23 protein-coding genes and 8 pseudogenes are annotated in these 24,028 nt (G+C 67.6%); 13 read left to right on the plus strand and 18 right to left on the minus strand.

Translation table 11 applies throughout. The features are described from left to right. Positions 1 to 566: 566 nt before the first annotated feature. Positions 567 to 971, plus strand: a complete 405-nt coding sequence (locus tag ACIGO6_RS40530) for a hypothetical protein (RefSeq protein ID WP_399885632.1) — start codon at positions 567 to 569, stop codon at positions 969 to 971. A gap of 254 nt (positions 972 to 1,225) precedes the next feature. Here the strand turns inward: ACIGO6_RS40530 and ACIGO6_RS40535 are convergent. The 3 pseudogenes from ACIGO6_RS40535 to ACIGO6_RS40545 form a co-directional block, all read right to left on the minus strand. Further along, positions 1,226 to 1,633 (minus strand): annotated as a pseudogene (locus ACIGO6_RS40535) (transposase family protein); the annotation flags it as partial. 13 nt (positions 1,634 to 1,646) lie between these two features. Beyond that, positions 1,647 to 2,390 (minus strand): annotated as a pseudogene (locus tag ACIGO6_RS40540) (transposase family protein); the annotation flags it as partial. 116 nt (positions 2,391 to 2,506) lie between these two features. Next, positions 2,507 to 3,037: pseudogene (locus tag ACIGO6_RS40545) on the minus strand (transposase family protein); the annotation flags it as partial. A 467-nt stretch (positions 3,038 to 3,504) separates the two neighbouring features. Here ACIGO6_RS40545 and ACIGO6_RS40550 point away from each other — a divergent pair. The 4 genes from ACIGO6_RS40550 (at position 3,505) to ACIGO6_RS40565 (ending at position 6,228) form a co-directional block, all read left to right on the plus strand. Then, positions 3,505 to 4,197 (plus strand): response regulator, encoded by a 693-nt coding sequence (locus ACIGO6_RS40550; RefSeq protein ID WP_399885634.1) that lies wholly within the window; start codon positions 3,505 to 3,507, stop codon positions 4,195 to 4,197. Between the two features lie 189 nt (positions 4,198 to 4,386). Next, positions 4,387 to 4,815, plus strand: a complete 429-nt coding sequence (locus tag ACIGO6_RS40555; RefSeq protein ID WP_399885636.1) for a DUF302 domain-containing protein — start codon at positions 4,387 to 4,389, stop codon at positions 4,813 to 4,815. Between the two features lie 627 nt (positions 4,816 to 5,442). Continuing rightward, positions 5,443 to 5,730: a DUF1876 domain-containing protein gene (locus tag ACIGO6_RS40560; RefSeq protein WP_399885638.1), complete on the plus strand. Its 288-nt coding sequence runs from the start codon at positions 5,443 to 5,445 to the stop codon at positions 5,728 to 5,730. A gap of 39 nt (positions 5,731 to 5,769) precedes the next feature. Further along, positions 5,770 to 6,228: an Hsp20/alpha crystallin family protein gene (locus ACIGO6_RS40565; protein WP_399885640.1), complete on the plus strand. Its 459-nt coding sequence runs from the start codon at positions 5,770 to 5,772 to the stop codon at positions 6,226 to 6,228. A gap of 103 nt (positions 6,229 to 6,331) precedes the next feature. On the opposite strand, the pseudogene ACIGO6_RS40570 reads toward ACIGO6_RS40565, so the two are convergent. Together ACIGO6_RS40570 and ACIGO6_RS40575 are read right to left on the minus strand one after the other, a co-directional pair. Then, positions 6,332 to 6,502, minus strand: a pseudogene (locus ACIGO6_RS40570) (BON domain-containing protein); the annotation flags it as partial. Between the two features lie 49 nt (positions 6,503 to 6,551). Next, positions 6,552 to 6,713 (minus strand): annotated as a pseudogene (locus ACIGO6_RS40575) (hypothetical protein); the annotation flags it as partial. 62 nt (positions 6,714 to 6,775) lie between these two features. Between ACIGO6_RS40575 and ACIGO6_RS40580 the strand changes: the two are divergent. Further along, entirely contained in the window at positions 6,776 to 7,234 is a 459-nt protein-coding gene (locus ACIGO6_RS40580; protein WP_391780901.1) for an Lrp/AsnC family transcriptional regulator, read from the plus strand. Positions 7,235 to 7,295: 61 nt separating this feature from the next. On the opposite strand, the gene ACIGO6_RS40585 is transcribed toward ACIGO6_RS40580, so the two are convergent. Beyond that, positions 7,296 to 7,754, minus strand: a complete 459-nt coding sequence (locus ACIGO6_RS40585; RefSeq protein ID WP_399885643.1) for a peptidase inhibitor family I36 protein — start codon at positions 7,752 to 7,754, stop codon at positions 7,296 to 7,298. Positions 7,755 to 7,947: 193 nt separating this feature from the next. Between ACIGO6_RS40585 and ACIGO6_RS40590 the strand changes: the two genes are divergently transcribed. After that, on the plus strand, positions 7,948 to 8,658 hold the full coding sequence (locus tag ACIGO6_RS40590; RefSeq protein ID WP_399885645.1) for an IS5 family transposase: 711 nt from the start codon (positions 7,948 to 7,950) through the stop codon (positions 8,656 to 8,658). A 45-nt stretch (positions 8,659 to 8,703) separates the two neighbouring features. On the opposite strand, the gene ACIGO6_RS40595 is transcribed toward ACIGO6_RS40590, so the two are convergent. From ACIGO6_RS40595 to ACIGO6_RS40605, 3 genes and pseudogenes are all read right to left on the minus strand, one after another. Further along, positions 8,704 to 9,543: an IS5 family transposase gene (locus ACIGO6_RS40595; protein WP_399885647.1), complete on the minus strand. Its 840-nt coding sequence runs from the start codon at positions 9,541 to 9,543 to the stop codon at positions 8,704 to 8,706. A gap of 259 nt (positions 9,544 to 9,802) precedes the next feature. Beyond that, a complete protein-coding gene (locus ACIGO6_RS40600; protein WP_399885648.1) occupies positions 9,803 to 10,432 on the minus strand; it encodes a class I SAM-dependent methyltransferase in 630 nt (209 codons plus the stop codon). 103 nt (positions 10,433 to 10,535) lie between these two features. Beyond that, positions 10,536 to 11,588: pseudogene (locus tag ACIGO6_RS40605) on the minus strand (transposase); the annotation flags it as partial. Between the two features lie 255 nt (positions 11,589 to 11,843). Here ACIGO6_RS40605 and ACIGO6_RS40610 point away from each other — a divergent pair. The 3 genes from ACIGO6_RS40610 (at position 11,844) to ACIGO6_RS40620 (ending at position 13,683) form a co-directional block, all read left to right on the plus strand. Continuing rightward, entirely contained in the window at positions 11,844 to 12,203 is a 360-nt protein-coding gene (locus tag ACIGO6_RS40610; RefSeq protein ID WP_399885650.1) for an STAS domain-containing protein, read from the plus strand. Positions 12,204 to 12,486: 283 nt separating this feature from the next. Further along, positions 12,487 to 12,840 (plus strand): hypothetical protein, encoded by a 354-nt coding sequence (locus ACIGO6_RS40615; protein ID WP_399885652.1) that lies wholly within the window; start codon positions 12,487 to 12,489, stop codon positions 12,838 to 12,840. A 246-nt stretch (positions 12,841 to 13,086) separates the two neighbouring features. Next, positions 13,087 to 13,683: an isochorismatase family protein gene (locus ACIGO6_RS40620; protein ID WP_399885654.1), complete on the plus strand. Its 597-nt coding sequence runs from the start codon at positions 13,087 to 13,089 to the stop codon at positions 13,681 to 13,683. A gap of 86 nt (positions 13,684 to 13,769) precedes the next feature. On the opposite strand, the pseudogene ACIGO6_RS40625 reads toward ACIGO6_RS40620, so the two are convergent. The 9 genes and pseudogenes from ACIGO6_RS40625 to ACIGO6_RS40665 form a co-directional block, all read right to left on the minus strand. Beyond that, positions 13,770 to 13,946, minus strand: a pseudogene (locus ACIGO6_RS40625) (transposase); the annotation flags it as partial. Positions 13,947 to 14,039: 93 nt separating this feature from the next. Further along, the gene (locus ACIGO6_RS40630; RefSeq protein ID WP_399885656.1) at positions 14,040 to 14,177 is read right to left on the minus strand and encodes a hypothetical protein; all 138 of its coding nucleotides are present in this window, start codon (positions 14,175 to 14,177) and stop codon (positions 14,040 to 14,042) included. A 51-nt stretch (positions 14,178 to 14,228) separates the two neighbouring features. Then, a complete protein-coding gene (locus ACIGO6_RS40635; protein ID WP_399885658.1) occupies positions 14,229 to 14,726 on the minus strand; it encodes a transmembrane transport protein in 498 nt (165 codons plus the stop codon). After that, positions 14,723 to 15,256 carry an RNA polymerase sigma factor gene (locus ACIGO6_RS40640; protein ID WP_399885660.1) on the minus strand — a complete coding sequence of 178 codons (534 nt, stop codon included), beginning with the start codon at positions 15,254 to 15,256 and terminating at the stop codon, positions 14,723 to 14,725. Before ACIGO6_RS40640 ends, ACIGO6_RS40635 begins: the two co-directional genes overlap by 4 nt. A gap of 307 nt (positions 15,257 to 15,563) precedes the next feature. Next, entirely contained in the window at positions 15,564 to 16,667 is a 1,104-nt protein-coding gene (locus ACIGO6_RS40645; RefSeq protein WP_399885662.1) for a DUF4037 domain-containing protein, read from the minus strand. Positions 16,668 to 16,854: 187 nt separating this feature from the next. Then, positions 16,855 to 17,109, minus strand: a complete 255-nt coding sequence (locus ACIGO6_RS40650; protein WP_399885664.1) for a hypothetical protein — start codon at positions 17,107 to 17,109, stop codon at positions 16,855 to 16,857. A 452-nt stretch (positions 17,110 to 17,561) separates the two neighbouring features. Continuing rightward, positions 17,562 to 17,840 (minus strand): annotated as a pseudogene (locus ACIGO6_RS40655) (transposase); the annotation flags it as partial. A gap of 18 nt (positions 17,841 to 17,858) precedes the next feature. After that, positions 17,859 to 18,221, minus strand: coding sequence for a profilin (locus tag ACIGO6_RS40660; RefSeq protein WP_399885666.1), 363 nt, complete (start codon positions 18,219 to 18,221; stop codon positions 17,859 to 17,861). Positions 18,222 to 18,344: 123 nt separating this feature from the next. Next, complete coding sequence (locus tag ACIGO6_RS40665; protein ID WP_399885668.1) at positions 18,345 to 20,885, minus strand: Helicase associated domain protein; 2,541 nt, start codon at positions 20,883 to 20,885, stop codon at positions 18,345 to 18,347. A gap of 1,045 nt (positions 20,886 to 21,930) precedes the next feature. Between ACIGO6_RS40665 and ACIGO6_RS40670 the strand changes: the two genes are divergently transcribed. The 3 genes from ACIGO6_RS40670 (at position 21,931) to ACIGO6_RS40680 (ending at position 23,807) form a co-directional block, all read left to right on the plus strand. After that, on the plus strand, positions 21,931 to 22,227 hold the full coding sequence (locus ACIGO6_RS40670; RefSeq protein ID WP_399885670.1) for a hypothetical protein: 297 nt from the start codon (positions 21,931 to 21,933) through the stop codon (positions 22,225 to 22,227). A gap of 556 nt (positions 22,228 to 22,783) precedes the next feature. After that, complete coding sequence (locus ACIGO6_RS40675) at positions 22,784 to 23,041, plus strand: hypothetical protein (protein ID WP_399885672.1); 258 nt, start codon at positions 22,784 to 22,786, stop codon at positions 23,039 to 23,041. 499 nt (positions 23,042 to 23,540) lie between these two features. Continuing rightward, entirely contained in the window at positions 23,541 to 23,807 is a 267-nt protein-coding gene (locus tag ACIGO6_RS40680) for a DUF6199 family natural product biosynthesis protein (protein WP_399885674.1), read from the plus strand. Positions 23,808 to 24,028 lie beyond the last annotated feature (221 nt).

The raw sequence follows: 24,028 nt of genomic DNA on the forward strand, positions 1-24,028 counted from the left end.
GGCGAGCCAGATGCTCCACCCGCCGCATCAGCGCCATCGTCCAGGCCGTCCACACACTGTTGACCTGCAACTATTCAAGATGAAATAGGTTCAGTGACGCCTGGTGAGAATTATGTACAAATGGAGAGCCTAAAGGTCATGGAAGTGGCAGGAGGCAAATGAATGACAAGGCGGGTCTTGCCGATGCCTACAAGGTGTCCTCATTGTCACGCGTCGGAATTCAGCGACCCAGTGGGGTTCGGACAGTTCTCCATGAGAGCTTTTTCACTTACAGCAGGAGGGATCGGCAGCATTGAAGGGTGGGTGTCCTCGGGAACGGCAGTGTTGAATGCTGCAAAAGACATCCTCCACGGCAAGCAGGGTCCCTCACGCGCCTCAGTTCGCAAGTGCGCAAGGTGCGGCTGGTACGTAATAACTTGCCCCGAGTGTGAGACTGCTTGGGCGGTCGCTAATCGCCCATTGGATTACAGTCGATCAGCATGTATGGCGTGTCACCGCAGTATCCAACTTCACCATTACTATACAGACAATCCATTCGCCTCCCATTAGTATCAAGGGCATGACTCATGTCGACCCACACCGCCGGCGGCGAAGCGCGAAACTCAATCCTGGAAGACGCCATTAACCAGGAAACGAGACAGGGTGCGCGTCTTGACGCTCGGGAGGGTTACCGCGCCAGGCTGCTATACGGAAGCCAGCCACTGGACAGAATAACGGTGATCATCTGTGTAGTGGTTGGGGTGTTCGTCTGGCCTGTGTATATATACCTCGCCTATCGATGGGTGAAGGCAGCTGACGCGCAAATAATCACCCTATCGGTTGACTCCAAGGGGGAACTTCGCAGAATTCCGCCCGAAAATCGCCCTTCACCACCTCCGGGAATAGCGTCAGCAGAGAAGAGGAGGCGGAAGAAGATTGTCTGGCTGATATTCTTGGTGCTTCTATTTATCGTCATGCTGGCCACTCTCTGACTATTGATTCAGAAACTCATGGGGTTCTCGTCCATGACGTAGCGGACGTGTGTGCCGCCGAAGTAGCCGCGGACGATGTGCGGCTGACGCTGACGCCTGCGGAAGAAGCGGCGGGTCTCGGCGGCGAGTTCGGCCTGGTCGCGGGCCCGGTGCTGCTTGGGCAGGCTGTGCCCCTGGCAGACGGGCGGCTGCCCAGTCGTAACGAGCTGGTGCGTGATTGCGGTTGAGGCGTGTTTGCCTGATCAGGGTCATGGTCACGCGTTGGCGGTGCGGTCGGAGACGAGGCCGGCGATGGCCCGGTAGGTGTCCGGCAGGGCCTCCCGCCGGTGCGTCCAGCGGGTCAGCTGCTTCCAGCGTTTGTGGTCGGCGAGCGCGTGCTCGACGGTGATGCGCTTCGATGAGTGTCGGTGCCGGGCCTCTTCTCTGGCTGCGTGTACGTGCGGCAAAGCGATCTTGTTCGGTTTTCTGGGCGGTGTGATCGCCTGGCCGGGGTGGTCACGCCGGAGACCGAGGTAGCCGTCGTCCAGGAGCACTTCCACGTCGGTGAAGTGCTGGAAACAGGTTGCGATGCCTTCGTTGCGTGTGGCGGTCGCATCGTGCATCCGTCCTGGCCGCAGGGCGTCGGTCCAGAGAGTGCGGCCCTGATGGTCGGCGACGACAGTGAGCGTTTTCAGCTTGACGCTCCAGGGTGAGGACGGCAGCGGCGATGACGCTCATGCGGTTGGGGCTGCAGCGAGCTCGGCGAAAGATGCGCCAGGACTTCAGTCTCGCGACGCTTCGTTCAACCGGTGCTCGTGCCGCTGACAGGGCCCGGTTGATCGTCTGCTGGGTCGCGGTGAGGTCCTGGTGTGGAAGGCGTCTGATCGGCGTGGTCACCCAGGAGCCGGCCCCGATGTAGGCACGGTCGGCGAGGACGGGAACGCCTTGGCGTTCGCAGATCCGGATGATGCGGTGGGTGCGGGCCGCGGTGAGGTCGTGGGTGCGTCCGGGCAGTGCGGGCGAGATCCACAGCAGCTTGCCCGCAGGGTCGGCGATGACCTGCACGTTCACGCCGTGGCGGCGGTGCTTCTGGGAGAAGTCGGCCCGGCTGTCACCTACCCGGTCGCACTCGGCGAGCGTGCCGTCGAGCAGGACGTGTTGGGGATCCGTTTCCCGCAGGACTCGTAGCAGTCCGGGCGCTCGCCGGGACAGGTGACCGACGACGGTGCTGACGTAGGCGTGGGCGGTGCCGACGGATATGCCGAACCCGGCGGCGATCTGCGCGAGGGTGTCATGCCGGCGAAGGTAGACCAGACCGACGAGAGCACGCTGGTGGGGCGGGAGCTTGCAGCGGCGGTCACCCTCACGGGTGACGATGAGCATGGTTACCCACTCGACCAGGGCGTGAGGCAGGTCGAGTGCGGCAGGATAGGGAACCAACGAGGCTCCTGCGCTGATGAGTTGAGACGTCGAACACCTCTCTCAACGGCACAGGAGCCTCGTACGTTGCGGAAGAGCAGCCCGTCACCCGACCAGTGGCCACTCTGAAAACGCTCAGTGGCCTTCATCGTGTTCTGCTTCTTCTTGCCCGAGACGAACGCCCGGCGTCCGCCGCGTCCGGCTGCGGGCCGGCGGACCTGGATCTCGGTGGCATCCAGCCGCAACTCGATGCCCTCGGCCTGGGCGTAGGCGAACACATCCGCCAGGGTCCGAAGCCGCAGGCCAGGACGGTCAGGAACCGCGCATCCGCGTTCGGCCAGGAGCCCGCGCATCTCTCCGATCGCGCGGGTAACGGTGGAACGGTCGACACCAGACAACAGGGCCAGGACGGAGTGCGGAAGATCGTGCCGCAGGTGGATCAGCGTGACGACCAGTCGGCCGACGAACACCAGCCGATGCCGGGCACCGGCCCCCGCCTCACGTTTCCTGGCCCCGCCGCGGGCCTCGTGACGACGATCCTCGACCATGGCCTGCCACGGGCCAGCCAACTCATCGACCAGGCAAGCCAGATGCTGCCGAGAGACCCCTGTGAACAGCTGATGCGCGAGGACGTTCCGGTCGACCGTGATCACCACGGACTGGATCATCCCACCCTCGCGCGATCATCCTTCAACCGCAATCACGCACCAGCTCGTAAGGCCTCGACAACTGCCGTCACGGCCCCCACCGGAGGCACCGCGTCGCCGAGAACAGGCACAAAAAGAAGGAGACGGGTGTAAGGGTCGGTTCAAAACCTCGCCCAGCGCGCGTCGGCTCCCGAGGTGGTGAAGGACAACTCGGCCCCGCGGATTTCTGTCAGCTCGTCGGTGGCCGGTAGCGGTGCAGCGGGAGCAGCGGTTCGGTACGGGTCTGCACCGCTTCCGGCGCTTCTTCGGAGGAGGCCCGCTCTACGGGCATGGCACGCTCACCGGGAGCAGGACACGTCGCGCGGGCCGACGGCTGTAGTCCGCCCTCATCTGAGGCGCAGGAGAGACAGGGCCGGACGGCCCTGGGCACGGATCCCGGGTGCGAGCAAGACTGGCATGGGGACCGTACTCAGGCCGAGGAGCGATCGATGGTGGACTGCGAGCGAGCCGGTGACGGGGCTTCGATCAGGGTCTTCTTGCTGGATGACCACGAGGTGGTCCGTCGGGGAGTGCATGACCTTCTCGACGATGAACCGGACATCACGGTGGTGGGGGAGGGCGCCACCGTTGAACAGGCTTTGGTGCGTGTACCCGCTCTACGGCCCGATGTGGCGGTGCTGGACGTTCGCCTGCCGGACGAGGATGGGGTGACGGTGTGCCGTGATCTTCGCTCCCGGATGCCTGACCTGGCCTGTCTCATGCTGACGTCATTCGACGACGATGAGGCTTTGCTCGACTCGATCATGGCTGGGGCTTCGGGGTATGTGCTGAAGCAGATTGAAGGCTCGGACCTCGTTTCAGCGGTGCGCACAGTAGCCCGTGGTCAGTCGCTGCTCGATCCCACCGCTACGGCGAAACTGATGGCACGGCTGCGAGGGGTTCATGAGCCCAAGGAGGAGCCGGACACCCTGCCCGGACTGACCGAGCGGGAACGGGAGATCCTCGCCCTGATCGGCGAGGGGCTCACCAACCGTGAGATAGGCCAGCGGCTGTACCTAGCCGAGAAGACGGTGAAGAACCATATTTCTCGCCTGCTCGCCAAGCTCGGTGTGGAGCGGCGCATCCAGGCTGCCGTCATCGCGACACAGGCTCAGGACCGTGCGCGGCCGGAAGTCCACTGAGCCCATGCGTCGTCTGGAGGGTGGCCCGCTCGGGCGGCCCGGCCGCCGGCTACGAGGGCGGGGTTGTAGCCTGCGACCCAGGCTGCCTCGAGACCGGAGCGCGCGGACACCTGTCGAGCGTCGCGCCGTCCGTGCGGGCACTCGGCGCGGTATACCGGAATCGACAGTCCGTACGACCCTGGAGACCTCGTGTCCTACGACCGCACCGTCCGCCTCGGCACCGACTTCGACGCGACCGTGACCGCCGTCCGCCAGGCGCTGGCGGAACAGGGCTTCGGCATCCTCACCGAGATCGACGTGAAGGCCACGCTGAAGGAGAAGCTCGGCGCCGACGTGGAGGACTACCTGATCCTCGACGCCTGCAATCCGCCGCTGGCTCACCGGGCTCTGGAAACCGACCGCAGCATCGGTCTACTGCTGCCCTGCAACGTCGTCGTCCGCCGGGACGGTGACAGGACCACCGTTCAGGCTCTGGACCCGAACACCATGGTCACCCTCACAAGACTACCCGCTTTGGAGCCCGTGGCCGGTGAAGCCACGGCCCGGCTGCGCCCTGGCCTCGCTGACCTGACCGGTCCCCACGGTTCCGACACGAGACGGGCGACCGCTGTGAGGTAGAGGGCCCAACCGCACCGTCGACGCTGGTGGTCTGCCGCGACCGCGAGGGCCAACCAGGCCGGGGTCCGCGACCACGTCGTCGCGGCGCAGCCCCGGCACGACGGCATACCGGAGGGAACCGGGCACGCTGACCAGGGCGAGAACCCGCCACAGCGAGCGCGCGTAGTGTTCGGCGCGCCGTCCGTCCCATTCGTACACGCCGCGGTAGCGGTCGCGCTCGTCGTGGGCCAGCCACAGCTTCGAGGTGAATCCGGGGAATCCGACGATCAGGGGGATGTTGAGCAGGCTCTCACGGCGAGGCCGTTGCCTGTACAACCCACCATGAGGCAATGCTCGACGCCTCGCGAAACCTGGTGGCCGGACCGGCCTGTGTCTGAAGATCGATCACTGGGTCCCGACGGCTGGCCCCCGGGGACCTACGGCCCTGTGACCGGAGCCCGCGCCGTCCCATGATGGAACCAGGACAGTGGGGGAGGACCAGCGTCCCGCACTTGTCCGGGCAGTTGCCCCCACATCACGGCATCCGCCGAAGGGGGGCGAACCCTCCGCGACGTACGAGTCGTCGACGCGCACGGTGCAGACCCGTTCCGGACCGGAGGGGTCCTTACACAGGCGAGGAGGAATGCCATGCCGCACACGGCGGAGTGGAGAGTCCGACTGCACCTCTTCGAGGACGACGACGGAATGACGAAGGCGCACGTCGTGCTGGACACCGGCACCACTGCGCTCACCGGCCATGGGACCGCGCACTGCCATCCGGCCGACGCGGACGTGCCGGAGATCGGTGACGAACTGGCAGCGGGGCGCGGCCTGCAGAACATCGCCCAGCAGCTGCTGGACATCGCCGAGCGCGACATCGAGGGCACGGGAGCCCCGCGGCCCGTCGCCCAGCAGGTCACCGGATGGTCCACGTGACCGCCGGTCGGCACGCGACGAAGCAAGGAGGATTCAGCCATGACACATCCCGCACGACACAGCAGGGATGGGCTCTCAGCAGCCCTGCACGAGCTGGACGATCTCCGCACCCGGGTGGACCAGCTCATGCACGCCGCCTTTCCGGGCGGCGGCTCTCCCGAATCGGGCACGCACGAGCCGTGGGCGCCGCTGGCCGACGTCGTGGACGCCGAGGACGCCTATCTGGTGGAACTGGAGCTTCCCGGCGTGGACAAGGAGCAGATCACCGTCGAGGTGATCGAGGGCGAGCTCGACATCCATGGTGAGATCAAAGAGAAGGAACACGTTGGGGTCCGCCGCAGGCACACCCGTCGCATGGGGCACTTCGATTACCGCACGACTTTGCCGCCGAACGCCGACACCGACCACGTCAGCGCGGAGCTGACGAGCGGAGTCCTCACGGTGCGCGTCCCGAAGACGGAGACGGGGAAGGCACAGCACATCCCCATCACCGGCTGAGCCAGGGCCCTTCGCCAGGCTGCGCTGGGTTGGGCAGGCGAGTGCTCGAACCTTTCGCGCGAGGCCGACGGCTCTGCCGGCCTCGCGCGGCGAACGTCCCACGTCACGTGTCGCGAGGCCGTGGTCGAGCGTCGTCGGTCCGGTACGTGAGGTGCTGGTCCACCGAGACCACGCCGTCGACGCTCCGGCAGAGCCGCTCGATGACGGGGACCAGGCTTGCGAACTCGACCGAGCCCTCGAGGTCGACCCGCCCGTCGCGCACTTCGGCCGTCACCGCCGGTGTACATGACGGCGGAGAAGAGGGGTGCGGTCCACCAGGGCAGCCCGGAGTGGGTGGCCAGCATGCCGAAGGCGAGTCCCATCGGGAACAGGCCCAGGCCGACCGAGGCGGAGTCCTTCAAGTCGGCCAGGACCTCGGACCGCGGCCGGTGCGGTGCGCGGGCAGGCCAAAGAGGGTCGGCGACCCCGACCGGATGTGTTCCCATGCCGCAATGCTAGGAAGAAATGCGCCTTATATGGTTGTCGATCAGGCCCGTAGAATGCCCGTGTGAGCAATGAAGTACCTCTGGATGCGATCGACAGAGACATTCTGTTTCACCTGCGGCAGGACGGCCGGCTGACCAACGTCGAACTTGCCCGGCGGGTGGGCCTGACACCACCGCCGTGCCTGCGGCGGGTCAAGCGGCTGGAGGACGCAGGCGTCATCACCGGCTACCGGGCCGTCATCGACCCCGAGGTGACCGGCCGGGGCATGGAAGTCCTCGTCAACGTCGAGATCTACGCCCAGACTCGCAAGACGATCGAGGAGTTCGAGGCCACGATCGCGGCCCACGACGAGGTCGTCGAGCTGCGCCGGATGTACGGCAGCCCGCACTACTTCATCCGTGTCGCGGTCGCCGACAACGCCGCCTACGAGTCCTTCCTCATGGACAAGCTCACCGGCCACCCCGCCGTCCTGCGCCTGGAGTCCCACCTCACCATGAAGAAGATCAAGGCCGAGAACTGACCGGACCCCGCCGGAGCGGGACAGCCGACGACGGCTGCCCGGCAGGGCGGTGAGCGGCCGGCTACGCCTTCGCTGCGGCGGTGAGGGCCTGGTCGAGGATGTCCAGGCCGCGGTCGAGTTCGGCGTCGGTGATGGTCAAGGGCGGCGCCAGGCGCAGGATGCTGCTGCTGCCGGGGAACTGGACGATGTTCAGGTGCAGGCCCAGGCGGAAGCAGGCGTCGGTGACGGCGCTGCCGCGGTCGCGGATCGCGGACGGCAGGTCCTTCACGCTGCCGTCGGAGGCGCGCCCCATCCAGGGCTGTCCGCCGAAGTCGATGTCGGGGTAGATGCACACGTAGCCGGGCGGGCAGTCGATCGCTGCCCGCGCCGGCACGGTGGTCTCGCCGGCTGCGGAGTCCGGGGTGGCCATGGGGGACAGGAGCAGGGCGGCGAGGGCCCGGCCGGGCAGCCCGGGGGCGAGTCGTTCACCGGGGCGGAGACCGGGCTCTTTGTCGAGGTGTTGGCGGGGTCGACGAGGCATGCCGTGGTGACGGTCACCCGCCTGTGGTGACGCGGTCGGCTGTGCGTCGGCCTGCGGGTGCGTGTGCCGCGGGGGCGGGCTGATGCTGGAGGCATGTCCGGGCGGCGACCGATCGTGGTGGTCCGGCCGTCGCCGAGCGGCGGGCGGCGGGTCCGCGCGGACGGGGAGATTCTGGGCCCAGGGCAGACCGCGGGTGCCGGACCGGCAGGCCCTGTGCGGGATCCTGTTCGTGCTGCACACCGGCATTCAGTGGGAGTACCTGCCCCAGGAGCTGGGCTTCGGCTCGGGCATGACCTGCTGGCGGCGGCTGGCCGCCTGGAACGAGGCCGGCGTCTGGGACCGACTCCAACGTCGTCCTGCTGGAGAAGCTGCGCTCGAGGAACCAGCTGGACTGGGAGCGGGCGGTGATCGACTCCTCGCACGTCCGCGCCGCTCGACGGGGCCCAAAAGCGGTCCCAGCCCGGTCGACCGCGCGCGGCCGGGCAGCAAGCACCACCTCATTGTCGACGGCCAGGGCATCCCGCTCGCGGTATCGCTGACCGGCGGCAACCGTAACGACATCACCCAACTGCTGCCCCTGCTCGACAAGATCCCGGCCGTCGAGGGCCGGGTCGGCAGACCCCGTCGGCGCCCGGACGCGCTGCTGGCCGACCGCGGCTACGACCACGACAAGTACCGCCGTTTGCTCTGGCAGCGCGGGATCCGCCCCGTGATCGCGAAACGCGGCGAGCCACACGGCACTGGCCTCGGCATTTTCCGGTACGTCGTCGAGCGCACCATCGCCTGGCTGCACGGCTTCCGCCGCCTGCGCATCCGCTGGGAACGACGCGACGACATCCACGAAGCATTCCTCGGACTCGCGGTCTGTCTGATCACCCACCGCCACGTCCAACGGCTTTGTTAGCACCTTTTAGAGGGCGTTTGAAGTGGGCAACTTGCCGTTTACGTCCTAGTACGTTCCTCGCCAGGTGGGTGTCGTCTCGTCCGTTATGCGCCTGGCGAGGTTGTCGATCGAGGCGATGTGGATCATGGCTTCGGAGCTGGCGGTGAGGGTCTCGTAGTCGCGGGCGAGGCGGCGGTGCATCATGATCCAACCGATACTCCGCTCGACCACCCAGCGCCTTTTCACCACGTGAAACCCGGGGGTCTCCGGGTTCCTGTTGACGACTTCGACGTCGATTCCGAGGCGGGCGCCGTGCTCGACGACAGCGTTCTTGAAGCCGGTGTCGACCCAGCTCTTGGAGAGGGTGGGGTACGTCTCCTTCGCCTGGTCGAGGAGGCGGATTCCCAGGGCGTTCTCCGAGAGGCCGGCGGCGGTGACGGTCACGGCGAGGATGAGGCCGATCGTGTCGGTGAGGATGCCGCGCTTCCGGCCGACGATCTTCTTCGCGGCGTCCGTTCCCTGGCTGGTCACGGGCACGTTGGTGGAAGTCTTCACGCTCTGGGTGTCGATCACGGAGGCGGTCGGCTCGGGCTTGCGCCCTTCCTTCACGCGGGCCAGTCCGGTCAGGTCGTAATTGAGCTGGGCGAAGATTCCTTCGTCGCGCCAGGCCGCGTAGTAGGCGTAGACAGTGGCGTGGTTCGGGAAGTCATGTGGGAGGTATTTCCAGGGGATTCCCGTGCGGTTCACGTAGAGGATCGCGTTGAAGACGTCCCGTAAATCGACTTTGGCCGGCTTCCCGGTTGGTCTGCGGTCGAGCCGGGCCTTTCTCCAGGCCGTCAGTGTCGGCTCGATCAGGGCCCATCGGGCGTCGGACAGGTCGCTGGGGTACGGCTTGCGCTCGCTCACGACGTAGCGTGATCATGGGCGAGGCGGAGGGCTCGGTTCCGCTGTTCATTGGGCGATTCCGCGGCAACTTCAAACCAGACGGACTTCCAGGTGTAGAAGCGAACGAGACGGATGACCGAGCATCCACCGTGAAGAGCGTCATTCGCCGCCTATGGAATGAAGGCCCTCAAAGCAGAGGTCAGGGACAAGAGTCGCATACAGGCCTTGACCTGCATAAACGCCCTCTAAGCGCTGCCGCCCAAAGACCACGGGGCACGCTCTAGTGGCGGCGGGCCAGCAAGTGGGCGTCGAGGAAACCCCGGTCGGAGGCCGGGTCGTGGAGCAGCCTGGCGAACGTGGTGAGCCCGGCCTCGGCCAGCAACTCGGCGAACCGGTCCGCCGGCCAGCTATAGGCGGGCGTTACCTTGTGGTCGAAGCGGACCGGCTCCGGTCCGTCGGTCGCAAAGAACGAGACCAGCAGCAGGCCGCCCGGCGCCAGGACACGCACCTGCTCGGCGAGCAGCGCAGGCAATTCTTCAGGCGGGGTATGGATCATCGAGTAGTGGGCCAGCACGCCGCCGAGCGCGCCGTCCTCGACCGGCAGGTCCTCCATCCGCGCCTCGTCGAACTGCAGCGCAGGATGCGCCCGCCGGGCGTGGTCGACCATGCCCGGAGAGAGGTCGAGCCCGAAGGCGTCCAGCCCCAGGTCGTGCAGCATGGCCGTCAGATGTCCCGGGCCGCACCCGACGTCCGCTGCCCGCGGGTTCCCCGTCCCGCGCACCAGCTCGGCAAAGGTGCCGATCATGTTCCGCGAGAACGGCTGCGTCTCCAACCGATTAGCGAACAGCGACGCATACAGCTCGACGACCCCGTCGTAGGCCGCCCTAGTGTCGTCCTGGTGCTCCATCACGGGAAGCGAAGCTAACATCCGCGCACGTTCGCAGCTTCTCCGGCCCCGTGCCGGGGACAGGCCCTAACAGCTCTGCACATTCATCTGTACGCGGCTCTGCACTTCAGCTCGTACGCCGACAGACGGTGGCGAAGAGCCGGGCGGGGCCGTGGAGGAAGGCCGCGGCTCCGGCGTCTCCGCCGGTCTCGGGCTCTGGGTCGGTCTCGGGCTCTGGGTCGGTCTCGGTGCCGGCGATAAGGATGCCCTTGATGGTGCGGTAGGACGGGTCGCCGACCGCGATGGCCCTCGCGCATGCGGCTTCCAGCCGCGTGTCGCCGTACTTCTTCCGCAGCCCGAGAACCCCCTGGGCCGCGCGGAGCCGATAGAGGACGTTGACCTCCAGCAGCTGGTCGACGACCTCGCGGCAGGCGTCACCGACCTCGGACGCCTGGCTGCGGCACCAGACCGGCGTCCGCATCTGGAACGCGATCTTCTCCGGCGGATAGTCACTCTTGTCCGTGCGTTTCCCCTGGTCAAGGGCGGTGTGAGTCTTGACGAGCTGGCCTTCGTGGAAGACCTGCACCATCGTGGCGGTGGAGCGGACATCGACCTTGCGGCCGATCAGCTTCCTCGGCACCGAGTAGAGGGTGCGGCCGACCCTGATGTGGATGTCTGGGCCGACCGTCGCCGTCGACCAGCGGGCCAGCACAAACGGAGTGGGTGGCAAGGGCAGCAGTTCTGCCGCCTCCAACGCGTCGAACACGGTGATCGGGGCGGCCCCGCCCAGCGGCCGGCACTTCCGCCGCCCGGCGACCTGATGACTCCAGGTCGTGGCCTCGGCCTGCATGTGTTCGATCGAGGTGAACTCCCGGCCTCGCCAGAACGAGTCGCGGACATAGGGCATCGGCCGCTCGACCCGGGGCTTGTCCTTCGGCTTCGCCGCCCGGGCCGGATCGACCAACGCGCCGTAGTGGGTGGCGAGTTCGGCATAGGCTTTGTTGATCTTCGGGTCGTAGAGGTCGGGCTTGTCGACGCCGGTCTTCAGGTTGTCCGGGACGAGCCGGCGCGGGACGCCGCCGAAGTAGCGGAAGGCCGCGACGTGCGCTTCGGTCCAGGCATGCTGGTCCAGGTGCAGCACCGGGCGGACGAACATGTGCCGCGAGCACGGCAGGACCAATTGATCACGGTCGCGAGGGTCCGGGATCGGTTTCGTCGGACTCTTGAGGCGGTGCCAATGGAGGTCGAGGGCGCCGACCAAAGTGTGCGACGGTGGACGGACAACGAGACCGGCCGGCATCTTCGGGTGGCGGTCTTTTGGGAAGCTGGGCGTTGCCCCCATCCCGGGCACCCGGCTCCCCGCCATCGTCGTACACCCCTGCCAGGGGTGTTTCGCCGTTGGGCTCACCAACCCCCGGAAGGGGGCGCGCCCAGCATGAACACCACCACCATCGACGGCACCTCTGCACGCATCACGGTGCGCGGGGACATCGACTACGACACCCTGCCCCCGCTGCGCGACGCCGCCGCCGCACTCCCGGCCCACGTGACCGACCTGCTGTGGGACCTGCACCAGACCGCGTTCATGGACGTCGCCGGCCTCCACCTGCTCTTCACCCCCATCCCGTCCGGAAACGGCCCGGTTCGCCGGACGACCGTGACCGGACTGCGCCCCCAGCCGCTGCGACTGCTGCGCCTAGCCGCCGACCTGCACCCCAGCGTCTTCCACCTCACCTGCCTGCTCCTCGACACTCCGCCCACCCGCGTCCAGCAGGCGGCCCCCGAGAGGCCCTGAAGAGGGCTATCGGCCACATCATGGCGGGTGTCCCTGCCACCAGCTTGCTACCGAGCGGAAAGCGTACGGATCGCGTACGGAATGAATGCATGGCGTGCCCGGGGTGGGTGGGGTGGGGTGCGGCACCGGCCGCCGCCTGCCACGCGGCAGGGCACCGGGCGTCCGCTGCGCTCCCGCCCTCGCTGCGCGGCTTCCCCGTCTGGGGGACAAAGCGTCTATCCCGCTGCGTTCGGGGGCATCGCTGGCACGACCGCATGAGCATTTTCGACGAGGAGAGATTCCAGTGTCTGCTCGCTCCCTCACGGCGGCCCTCGGTGCTGCCTGCAGTGCCATCGCCCTGCTTCTGGCGGTACCCGGCCCAGCCTCTGCCGCAACCGGCCAGTTCCGCTACACCTACACCACCGCCGACGGCTACGAAGCGGTCGGCTTCCTGAACAACCCTCCCAGCGGCCAGTGCGTCAACCTGCAAGGACCGGCCTCCGAACCCGGCTCGGCCAGCCGGGCACCCAAGAACCGCACGGACGCCACCGCCACCGTCTTCCTCGACGCCGACTGCGAAGGCGACACCTACTACACCCTGCCCCCAGGCACAGGCGCATCCGACCGCCTGCTCCTGCGCTCCGTCGTCTTCTCCTGAGCCGACACCACGGTGCCGCTGCCCGCCGTGCGCCGGCAGCACACACTCACTCTGAAAACACCGTTTCCGGGCCGGCCCGCCCCTGAGGGTGAGGGATTCGCGGCTACCGGGCGTGTCCAGCGCCGGTGCTGTCAGGCAGAGCACAGCCTGCCGGACATGACGAAGGGACCTGCTCATGCGTCTCGTTCACCCCGTTGCCGCAGCCGAGCAGGAGATCACTCACAAGACGAGAGGAAGGGCAAAGGCATGGGGCGTGCGCTGATCGTGGTGGACGTGCAGAACGACTTCTGCGAGGGCGGCAGTGTCGCCGTGGCCGGTGGAGCCGAGGTCGCCGGCAAGGTGCGAGAGCTGGTGGAAGAGGCGAAGGAGCACGGGTACGCGAAGGTGGTGGCGACACGGGACCACCACATCGACCCGGGCGATCACTTCTCCGACACCCCCGACTTCAAGACCTCCTGGCCTGTGCACTGCGTAGCAGGGACGCAAGGATCCGAGTTCCATCCGAAGTTCGCCCCAGCGGCCGCTGCCGGAGCCCTCGACGCCGTCTTCTACAAAGGTGCCTACGCCGCCGCCTACAGCGGCTTCGAAGGCGCCACCGAGGACGAGCAGGGTCTGGCAGCGTGGCTGCGGGAGCACGCCATCACCGCGGTGGACGTGGTCGGTATCGCCACCGATCACTGCGTGAAGGCCACCGCCCTGGACGCGGCGAAGGCCGGCTTCGCCACCCAGGTACTGCTGGATCTGACCGCGGGCGTCAGCCACGACACCATCGAACGGGCTTGCCAAGAACTCCGGCAGGCCGGCGTGAACCTGTCGGGCGACCCGGCGGTCGCCGGAGGATGAGGTTCTGGCCTTTCGCGGTCCGGCCCGCCTACAGGGCGCGGCCGGACCTGCTGCCATCGGCAGCGATCCCACACCGCGGGCGCAGCGGTACGCCAGACCCCGAATTCCGGCGGCATCTCCCGCCACTGGGCACCCGAGCGGAACTTCCAGATCACGCCCTCGAACTGCTCCCGCAGATGCTCCGGATACGGGCCGGACGTGCCTATCGGCAGGAACGGCTCGATCAACTCCCACTCATCGTCTGTGAGTTCGCTGCGAGCCATCCCTGACCTCTGCCAGCCTGTCCTGTGTCACTGAATTCTTGGGCGTGTGGCACCGATGTCTCAACGGTGGAAACTCGGCTCTGGGGCGCAAGCTCACATCAGGAGCAGGCCGACGCCGATGAGCAGGGCGGTACCGGCCAGGGCCGCGACGACCAGGACGGTGCGCCTGCTTGCACCGCGAAGACACAGGGCGAGGGCCAGCGGGCCGATCGGAGCGGTCTTGTTGTTCATATCTGTCTCCCTGATGAACTGAGTGATCTTGGATTGGGTGAATTCGGTCGTTCAGGAGGCGTCTTGTCGCAGGGCATCCCGCAGTCGCACTAGTTCGCGGCGGCGGCGCCACGCCCGTACCAGGGCGAGTACCGCGGCGGCGGTGAAGACGACCCCGCCCGCGGCGATGGCCACCAGATCGGCGGTGCTGCCTCGGACGGCGGCCAGCGCCACCCCGGCCACGGCGGTCACCATGGTCACCGCCAGTGCGATCCGGGCGGACAGCACCCAGTCCCGGGCGAACAGCGGCCGACGCCTGCTCAGCACCCAGCCGGCGAAGACAGCCCAGGCCAGCCCGATGGCGATCAGTCCGGCGAAGACAACCTGAGTACGCGGCGGCAGCGCATGCGGCTCGGTGGCCCACAGCACCGCGATCATGGCCGCGCCGCATCCCCCGGCCAGGCCCACTGCCACGTGCCGCAGCCGGGACCGCAGCGACACCTGCGCGGCCAGCACGCGCTCCAGCTGCTCGGGCACCGCCTGCTGCCCTGCGCGGTTCTGCTCGCTCATGCCTCGTATCCCTTCTCGGCAAGGTTGTTGCGCAGCATGCGCCGGGCGCGATGCAGTCTGCTCTTGACCGTGCCGGCCGGTACGCCGAGCACCTCCGCGCAGGAGGCCAGCGGCAGGTCCTCCAGGTGGAAGAGGATCAGCACCTCGCGCTCCAAGGGCGGCAGCGCGGCAAGACCTGCCTCGATCTGCATCGTGGTGAGCACGCCGCTGAGCTCGTCGTCGGCGACGACAGCCGTGGCTTCCTCCATGGCCGTCTCCGGCGCCTTGTGCGTCTGCCGCAGATGGTCAGTGACCGTGCGCCGGGCGATGGTGAACAGCCAGGGGGCGAACCGCTCCGGCTGCCGCAGCCGCGGCAGGCCGCGCACCACAGCGACCCACGCCTCCTGAGCAAGATCGTCCGCGAGGTGCGGGGAGCCGACCATGCCCCGGACATAACGCCACAGCGGGGGGTGCCACACGGCCACCAGCTCGCGGAACGCCTCCCGCTCCCCAAGCTGGCAGCGCACCACCAGCAACCCGTCGTCGCCCACCACACCTCCCTGCCCTCACCGTCCGTCACACAGACAGTCGGCATTCCGGACGGAAAGGTTCACGGAATCCTGCGCATCCGGTCGAAACGCCGGGCGGAAGCGGAATCTCACCTCTTGATCACGACTTCAGACAGGCCCTAGGGGGGAGGGGGTGTCGTACCCGGTCCTTCTGCCTGGTGCTCAGCAGCACCCGTCACCAGCGTGCACGGCGAGCTGGGCACGGTAGCCGTCCTTCTCCAGACTTCGCGGTGTCTCATGAGACATGCGGGAGTGCGTGGCGGCGTCGGATCGACGTTTGGCGACGACGTCACGGCTCTGGGACGAAGGCCGTGGCCCGGGTCACCGCTCGTGTCCACTGCGGGTTGCTGAGGGCGTCGGTGCTGTCAGCGAACTGGTCGACGCTGCCGGTCAGCGGTAGCGCGCGGACGGCCGGGTCGGTGATGCGGGCGGTCAGCGCCGCGGTGAAACGTTCGGCGTGGAGGACCTTGAACGGCCTGCTGTGGTAGGGGCGCGTGGTGGGGTCGACCGGCTCGGTGAGGCCGAGCCGGTTGTGGGCGGCGGCGACGGTCTCGTAGGCGCGGGCCAGGTGGTGTTCGCGGGTGTGCCAGTCGGTGGCGGCCAGGGCTGCGGTGAGGACGGGGGTGAGGACGGCGGCATGTGGGGTGCGGGCGAAGGCGCTGCCGAGCCATTTGCTGTACGGCGGGTATTGGCGGTCCATGATCAGGCAGAGTCGCATCAGGTCGCGGACCAGGCGCGCGGCGACGATGGCGGAGCCGAGTTCGTCGCCCACTTCGTCGCACCGGCCGACGAAGGCCTCCTCCTGGGCGATGCGTTGCCACTGGCAGGCGAGCAGGTGGATCCAGAGGTCGTGCGGGTACCAGGCGAGCCGCGCGCGGGCCGGGCCGAGCCGGTCGAGTCCGTCGTGGAAGACCGCGCCGGCGGTGACCTCGGCGAGCCGCTGTGTGGGGGTGGCCAGCCAGTCCAGCGTGGTGACGTCCTGGCCGGGGTCGAAGCCCAGTTGGTCGGTGAACCAGGTGGCCAGGTCGGTGATGTCGACGCGGTGGTGCACCGGTCCGTCGGTCGCCTGCATGATCCGGATGCCCGCCTCGGCGGTGGCGGCGAAGTGCGTGGGGTAGCCGAGGAAGGTCTTCGGCAGCCGTGCGGAGAGTTGCTTCTTGATCGCCGTCCCGTGGCGGGTGACGTCTTGCGGATGCAGGAACAGTTGGAGCCGGGGTCCCCACTCGTGGTCGGCGGAGCGGGCGGTGTCGAATCCCAGAACCTCCGAGCCGCCGCCGAGACGGGCGGCGGAATGAGCGATGCCGGGGACGGCCTCGTCCAACAGAGGCCGGACGGCTTCGAAGTAGAAGCGGCGGGAGAGCTCCAGTCCGGGGATGAAGGGCGGTGTGGTCATGGCCTGGAGCCTGCCGGACCGGCATGACGTTGGTCGAAGGCATTTCCCCGGGACCCACGCTGCCCTGGTCGGCGCAATGCCCGACCCGACAGCCACTGGGTGAGACAGCGTTGAGTGTCTGGAAAACCGTCCCCCTTGTGCTCGGCCGCCTACCCAAGGGGCAGGGCAGGGCTGACCACGGCGACGGTCAGCCAATTAGCTTGTGCAGCACGGGAACACTGCCTCCAGCGGCCACCAGGCCCGCCGCGACAGCTGCGGGCACGGACTTGTCGTGGAGGAACATGAGGCCACCCATGACGAGGCCGATGATGACGGCCGCCAGGAACACCACAGCGGCGTGCACCGACAGCAGCGGGGTCTCCGCCGGCGTGCCTGCGCCGGCCGGGCCGGGCGGTTCGGGTCGGGCGGGTATGGGGGAGTGCGGGTGCGGGTCCCGAGACATCGGGAGTCTCCTACGAGGCGGAGGAACAGAGACGGCGGACACCTGTGGTGGTGTCGTCTGCGTGGAGGTGGCGCACGCCTCGCGGTCGGCGGTCCTGCTGCGGCTCTCTGGAGAGCGTCCCTGTGGGGCTTCGGCCCGGCCCAGGGTGGGCGTGTTCAGCGTAACGCCGATCGGCGCGGGTGTTGCCCCGGCTGCCTGGCGGGTGGTCATCGGTACTGCCTCCGGCGTGAGTTCGACATGGCGGGCGGGACAGTGACAGGACTCAGGCGCTTGCGTCTCGCCCTGGAGGGCACGGCTCCTCCACCCCGTAGGGCCGGAAGCCGGGACCCGGACAGCAGCGACCGGGAGAAAAGATTCCGGGGCACGACGAAGGCCCGGACGCCTGGTCCGGGCCTTGCGCTGTCGAAGTCCTCTAGTGAGTCGAACGCCAGTAAGGGAGTCGGAGACCTACCGTCTACCCGTGCTCGCCCTTCGTCCCGGACCTGGGTCTGTTCGAGGAAGCGGGCCCAGGTTCCGTCCGCCTCCCAGCGGGCGAACCGTTCATAGGCCGTCTGCCACGGACCGGTAGCGTTCCCGGCAGGTCACGGCACCGGGCACCGGTCCGGCAACCGCCACGACACCCCGTTGGTGACCTGCCGGTGATCCCGCCACGGCCGGCCACGCCCGTGAACGCCAGGAAGCTCAGGGGCTGTCCGCTCTCACGCCGCGTCCGTCAGCTCACCACGACCCATGACGATCGTCGATCGTGATCAGTAACCTGCCTGGATCAAGTAGTCGGCGAGCCGCTCAACCACCATTACTGCATCGCGTGTTGTAGCCGAGTTCGTGTGGATGCCCAGCACAACGGTCTTCGACGTCTTGACAGAAATGATGTCGTTGGCGCCGTGCTTTCCTTGGATGGTTCGGTCGTCGGATCGGAGAGTGAAGTACTTCACACCGTTCACGTGGAAGCCTGTGGGAAACATCGAGTCGGGGTACTTGAACCCTTGCAACAAAGCGTCGGCCTCCGACTGGCTGACGGTGAAGTCGGCCGACGCGGCCAAGGTCTCGCCGTCATGGCCGATGATGGCGGCCTCAGCGATACACCCGCTGCCGAGGAGATTGTTGTCCACGTACGATTGTCAGTCGCTCATCTAGTTCCTCCGTGTCCGGTGCCAGGGAGCCCCGCGTCGCGGGGTCCAGTAGAGCAGGTTCCCCCCAAGGTCACTGAATCGTGGCGGAAACTGGCCGCGCGATCAGGACCATCGCATCCCCATCGCGGACAGCAGCTCCATCCGCTCCGGCGTCAGCGTGGCGGCCCGGCTGCGCTGATTCCCGATCCACGCCCCGAGCCGGAGCTCCCGTTCCTCCTGGTCCTCGCCGACGATCCGTTCGACCCACTTCCTTGGTGCGCGCAGGTGTCCCTCGCGTTCGTAGTACTGGCGGGCGGCCTGGTAGTTCATGGCCCACTTGTCGGCCTGTGTGCGGCGCGGCGGCGGCTTTTCGTCCTCGCTGGCGGGTTCGATCCCGAGGACTTGCTCGCACATCCACTGCTGGACGGTGGTGAGCTGGTCCCAGCCGTACCGGACCGTCCGCACCCACCGGCCGAGGTCCTTGCCCTGGTGCACGACGTCGCCCGGCGACGTGGGCAGCTCGCCGCCGGCCTCGAGGTGGAGCCGGGCGAGGTGGAAAGCCCGCTGCCACTCCACCGGCCAGGCCGGGCACCACGACGGGTCGATCTCTTCCAGCTGCTCGCGCCGCTCGTCCGACAGCGCCCCGGCCGCCGACTCCACGGGCAGGCCTTCGGCTCGCCGCTGCGCGATCTCGGTGGCCTTCCGTGCGGCGGCTCGCTGGTTCTTCAGCCAGATTCCTACCCGGTAGCCTTGGTGGGTGGCGTCCAGCGGGGCCAGGAGGTGGCCCGCCTCGGCCGCCCACCCACGCGCCGCCGCGAGACCTTCTTCCCACGCGACGTCGAAGTGTGACCACACCATGCCGAGCTTCTCGAGCTGCTCGACACGATTGGCGTCCATGTCGCCGCGGGCGTAGAAGCGCCGGTTGTCGGCTATCCACTGCCCCAGCGGATAGCCGGCCAGCGTGGCCGGCCACCCCTCGGCCGCCTGCGCCTGCTCGTCGCGTTCGGCCCGGACTGCCTGGTCCTCGCGTCCGGGCACCCGGTACGTGAACGGCACCTTCAGGTCGCCGTGCAGCTGCTGGTAGATGGCGGCGGCCTCGATGCCGCGTCGCCAATGGGCGTGTTCGGGGTTGAGGATGCGCAGGTTGATGAACGCGGCGAGCTGCGTGGGGTCGCGGGGTGTGGAGAACTTCAGCAGCGCCTGGGCCGGTACCGACAGGCCACGGTCGCTTCGGCCGCTCCCGTCCCCTTCACCTTCCGCCCCGCTGCGGCTCTGCACGCCCCGTACCCGGCTCTGGGCCTGTTGCTCGGCGAGCTGCTCCACGATGCGGGCGTCGTGGGCCCGGAGCGCTTCCAGCAGCTTCGCGAGCCCGCCGAAAGCTCGCGACGTGAGCATGTTGTCCGCCGTCTCGCCTGGCCCCAGCAGGACCGGCACGACGAGTGAGGCGACCTTGCCCTCTCCGGGCTGCATCCGCAGCGCCCGGCCGACGGCCTGGACGAGGTCGGGCATGGAGCCGCGCACGTCGGCGAAGTAGACGGAGTCGCAGCTTTTGGTGTCGACGCCCTCGCCCAGCACCTTCACCGAGCCCAGGAAGCCCTTCTCGACGACCGTGCCGTCCGTGGCGATGCCGGCCGCGAACTCCTCGAGGACCCGGCGGCGATGTCCCGGCTTGTGGTCGCCGCACAGCCAATCCGCCCAGATCGTCTTCGGGTACAGCTCAGGGTCCTTGGCGTGCAGCTGCGCGGCCACGTTCGGGAGGCCGGCCGCGAACGCCTCGGCCTCCTTCACCACATGGTGAAAGAGGAGCGTGCGCCGGAACCCTTCCTCCGAGGACGCCTTCAGCAGCGCGGTCTGGAGGGCTGCGAGCCGGGCCCCGCGGACCTCGTCCGAGCGGCCCTCCACGCCCAGGAGCTGCGCGGCCGGGAGCCGTGTGTCGGTGATGTCCACGCACACCACCTGATACGGCGCACAGATCCCCCGGTCGATCGCCTCCGACAGCGTCAGCGTGTAACAGCGCGCACCGAACGGCCCGTCCGGATCATCCTCCATCGACGCGACCAGCTCACCCGGCGCACCCTGGCCGACGTCCTCGTCCAGCTGCCACAGCCGCGGCGTGGCCGTCATGTACAGACGCCGCAGAGCGGGGATGCGGGTGTTGTCGTGAACAACGGCCCACGGCTTACCCAACCGCCCCGACGTCCGGTGCGCCTCGTCGACCACGATCAGATCCCACCCGGGGAGGCCGGCGGCGTGTGCGCGCTCGAGTGTGCCGAGGCCGAGGGAGGCGTAGGTGGCGAACACGGTGACCTTGTCGAACGGCCGCACCCAGTCGACCAGCTCACCCACGTCCGTGGTGTTGGGGAAGGACACGTCCCCGCCCCGCAGGGAGGAGACCCCGATCATCGGACCCGTACGGCCTCCCTCGCGCCACGCAGCCTCGGTCTGCGCGAGCAGGTCCAGCGAGGGGACGAGCACCAGCACACGGCCGGCACGCAGCTCCTCGGCGCTCCGTGCGGCGACGAGGGTCTTGCCGGTTCCGGTGGCCATGATCACCTGAGTGCGCAGACCGCGCTCGGGCACAGTGGATCGTGCAAGAAATTCGAGCGACCGGAGTACCGCGTCCACGGCTTCCCGCTGATGAGGACGGAGTTCCTTCATAGCCATTCCTTCGACCCTTTCCAGCGGAACCCGACGACCACTCCTGTACGCACCACCTGACCAACCAGGCTGCAGACAAGCAGTGATGGCCTCCACGCCGGCTTGAGCCGAGGCGGTGATGGACGCCCTGAACCGAGGCCCGCGCCATCAGCCTGCAGCAGCACACACGCTTCATTCCTGCAGCCTTCCGATTCCAGACTCTATCGCATAGAAAAAATGAAGCACACCGTCACGCGAATTAGTCCCCGGAGCAACGGGTACTCCGCATCGAAACCCCAACACTTTCGAGCTGCTCCAGGAGAGTCATGACGCAAGAGACTGAGAAGGGCAACCGGTTCTGCAAGGCATGCGGTACGCCCGCTGAGGACGGAAAGTTGTGCAGCCACTGCGGCGCGGCTTTGGACTTCCCTGACGAGGACGGGCTGGTTGAGGACCAGGGCGTCGCGGTGCGACGCGACTTCGAGGATCATGCCCGCCTCCCAGAAGACTGAGCGCAGCCCACAGCAAGCAAATGAGTCAACACCACGCCCCGCCCTGCGCCGTCTTCGCTGCGCTTTCACCCTCTGCCCCGGCACAGGAAGACAAGACCTGACAGCGGGTAGACGGGGAGGTATGGATGGCACACGAACCCGACGGGGTGAGCAAAGCCAACAGGAGGCCCTTGCCCGGGGAACCATGCGGATCTGGCACTGGGCCAGGTGGGCAGCGCTTGTTCTCACGGTCAGCTGGGCGGTGAACTGGATCAGCCGTCTCATCCGGGGCGAGCAGGGATGGGATCTGTGGTGGCCACTGGCCAGTACCGTGATTTGGACAGGCATGACTGCCTATGGCTTTGTGACCTACTCCCGAATGAGGACCACGGCTTCGCCGACCGTTACCGGCCGCCGACCCGCCTGAACGCCCCTTGCCCGGACCACGAGCACCGAAAAGGGACGCTGGCCGTGCGGAAGACGAGGGGATGGCGATGGAAGCGGCCAAGTGGTCGGCCGACCGCTCCACAAATCCCCTGCGACCCTGATGGGGCATCGCGCATCGGGGTACACGGTGCCGCATGGCACCGAAGACCGAACGCATCCAGTTCCTGCGGGCCGTGCGGCAACTGCGGCGTATCCGCTCCTTCTACGCTGTGGCCATTCTGCTGTGGGCGGGATCCGCGGCTTGGACGGGCTGGCAGGCTCCGGGGAGCCGGCAGATGTGGGTGTCCGTTCTCCTCCTGGCCGTCTTCGCCGTACTGCTCGTCACCGCGAGTCTCGCCCTGCGGCGTCTCGCAGTTCCCGCGACGGGCCGGCCTGTGCACCACGCTGCCCCGCACAAGCCGCCAGGCACCCGCCGCCACGCCCACGCCTGAGAGCCCGTCACCCTTGCTCGCGGAAGCACGGCCAGGCCCCGACCACGTCTGCCGGGCGGAGCCATGTGGTCTGTCCACAGTTCGGACATCCCGTAAGTCGGCACGAGGGAACAAAGGCCTGAAGGGAGAGCATGCATGGCGCAACGATCTGATTCTCGTGTCCCGCCATCGTGGACGAGACCGGGAAACCGGTGGGGCCCGCGAATGTATTGGCCGATGCTCTGCGCCAGCATCGGCCTGCTGGTGTGGCACGTGGCGGACAAGGACAGCGGCAGCCGTATCGCGATAGCAGCGCTTCTGGTCTTGGTGTGGTGCTGTCTGCTAGCAGTCAATTGGTCCGCACGACGCAAGCAGTCCAGGGCCGGAGAAAGTCACGGCTAAGAAGACGGAAAGGCGAAGGTAATCGGCCCCGCGAAGGCCAGCTGCGTCACATGACGCAGAGTCACCACCCTCGCCACCCCTTTGCCTCGCCGCCCGGGCGGCAGGCCCGTTGGCTGACCCGCGCAGGAAGCAGGAGGCGGGGTGGGAGATCACTGTTGGCGGGTAGCCGACGTCCATGACTCCGTTCAGGTGGCGAAGCCAGTACCCGCTCCCGGCCCGAACAGTGAAAATCCTCCGATTCGGCCGCTGGTTCCACGGAGGATTCGCGTTGCTGTGGTGTCTGCTGCTGATCGACACGATCATGGGTGACGAGGGCAAGGCGGCGGTTGTGAGGGCGGCCGCGTGCGCAGTCATGTTCTCGCTGTTCTTCCTTGGCACGCTGCGGATCCTGCGCCGGCACCGTCAGGAGGAAGAGGCGATACGCCCTGGCTAGCGTCTGAAGCCTCCCGGGCAAGCGGCCTGGCCGTGATCGGAGCCCTCGTGGTGGCCGATGGGCATGGTAGATCGCTCATATCCGTCATTCAGGGCTTAATGCGGGCTCGGTGACGAGCGGTCAGGGGTACGCGAGCGGTATGCAGAGTCAGACGTGGCTGGTCGAGTGGCGGTCTCGGCGGTGGATGCGCTGGACGGTTGTTGTAGTGGTGTGGCTTGTTGCCTACGGGGCGGCCGCGGTGGCTTGGCGCGCTATGACGGGCAAGACGTGGCTCGATGCGCTTGTCTTCGCGGTCGTCGTGGCCGTGGTCAATGTGGTGGCACAGTGGGTGGCCGGCCGAGTCAAGAGGAAAGCAGCAGCGCGTGACGGCTGAGTTAGTCAGGCCCGAGCCACCTCGCATTCCTCGCCTGAGAACGCGGGCCGTTTGACCGTCTCGCGCAGTGGGCGTTTGCTTGGAGGTGTCCGTTACTCGTTTCGGGGCCGGGGCAGCTGACCCTTCATGAGTCACGACGCGGTAGTGCAGGCCGCCAAGGACAGTGATGGCGGCAGTCCGATATTCATCCTGGTCCTGTGTTTCTTCCTGGTCTTGGGGGTGATTCAAGTTGCGCGCCCCCAATCGCTCTGGAAGGCCAACGCCCGCCTCCAGAGAGGCTGGGTGAAGAATCCCGATGCGACCGAGCCCACGAGCAAGGGGTATGCAATGAGCCGGACGGTCGGAGTGATCTTCCTGGGGCTCGTCATATGGATGTTGGTTCAGCAGCTTTGAGTCCACACCACCCCCTCCCTCTCGCCGCCCGGGCCGAAGGCCCGTTGACCGTCCCGCGCAGCGGGATCGGTCCGGTGGCTGGAGCGCAGCGGAGGCCGCCTCACGGGGGCCGCAGGCCCCCGTCCGCTCCGGGAGCGAAGCGGACGGAGCGTCACCGGCCCGGCTCAGCCGGGCCGGTGGGCTGGCCGCGCAGCGGCCAGCAGCGCTCACGCGGAGCGGGA

Origin of the sequence: Streptomyces sp. NPDC053750 (assembly GCF_044544295.1) — a bacterium.
GTDB lineage: Bacteria > Actinomycetota > Actinomycetes > Streptomycetales > Streptomycetaceae > Streptomyces.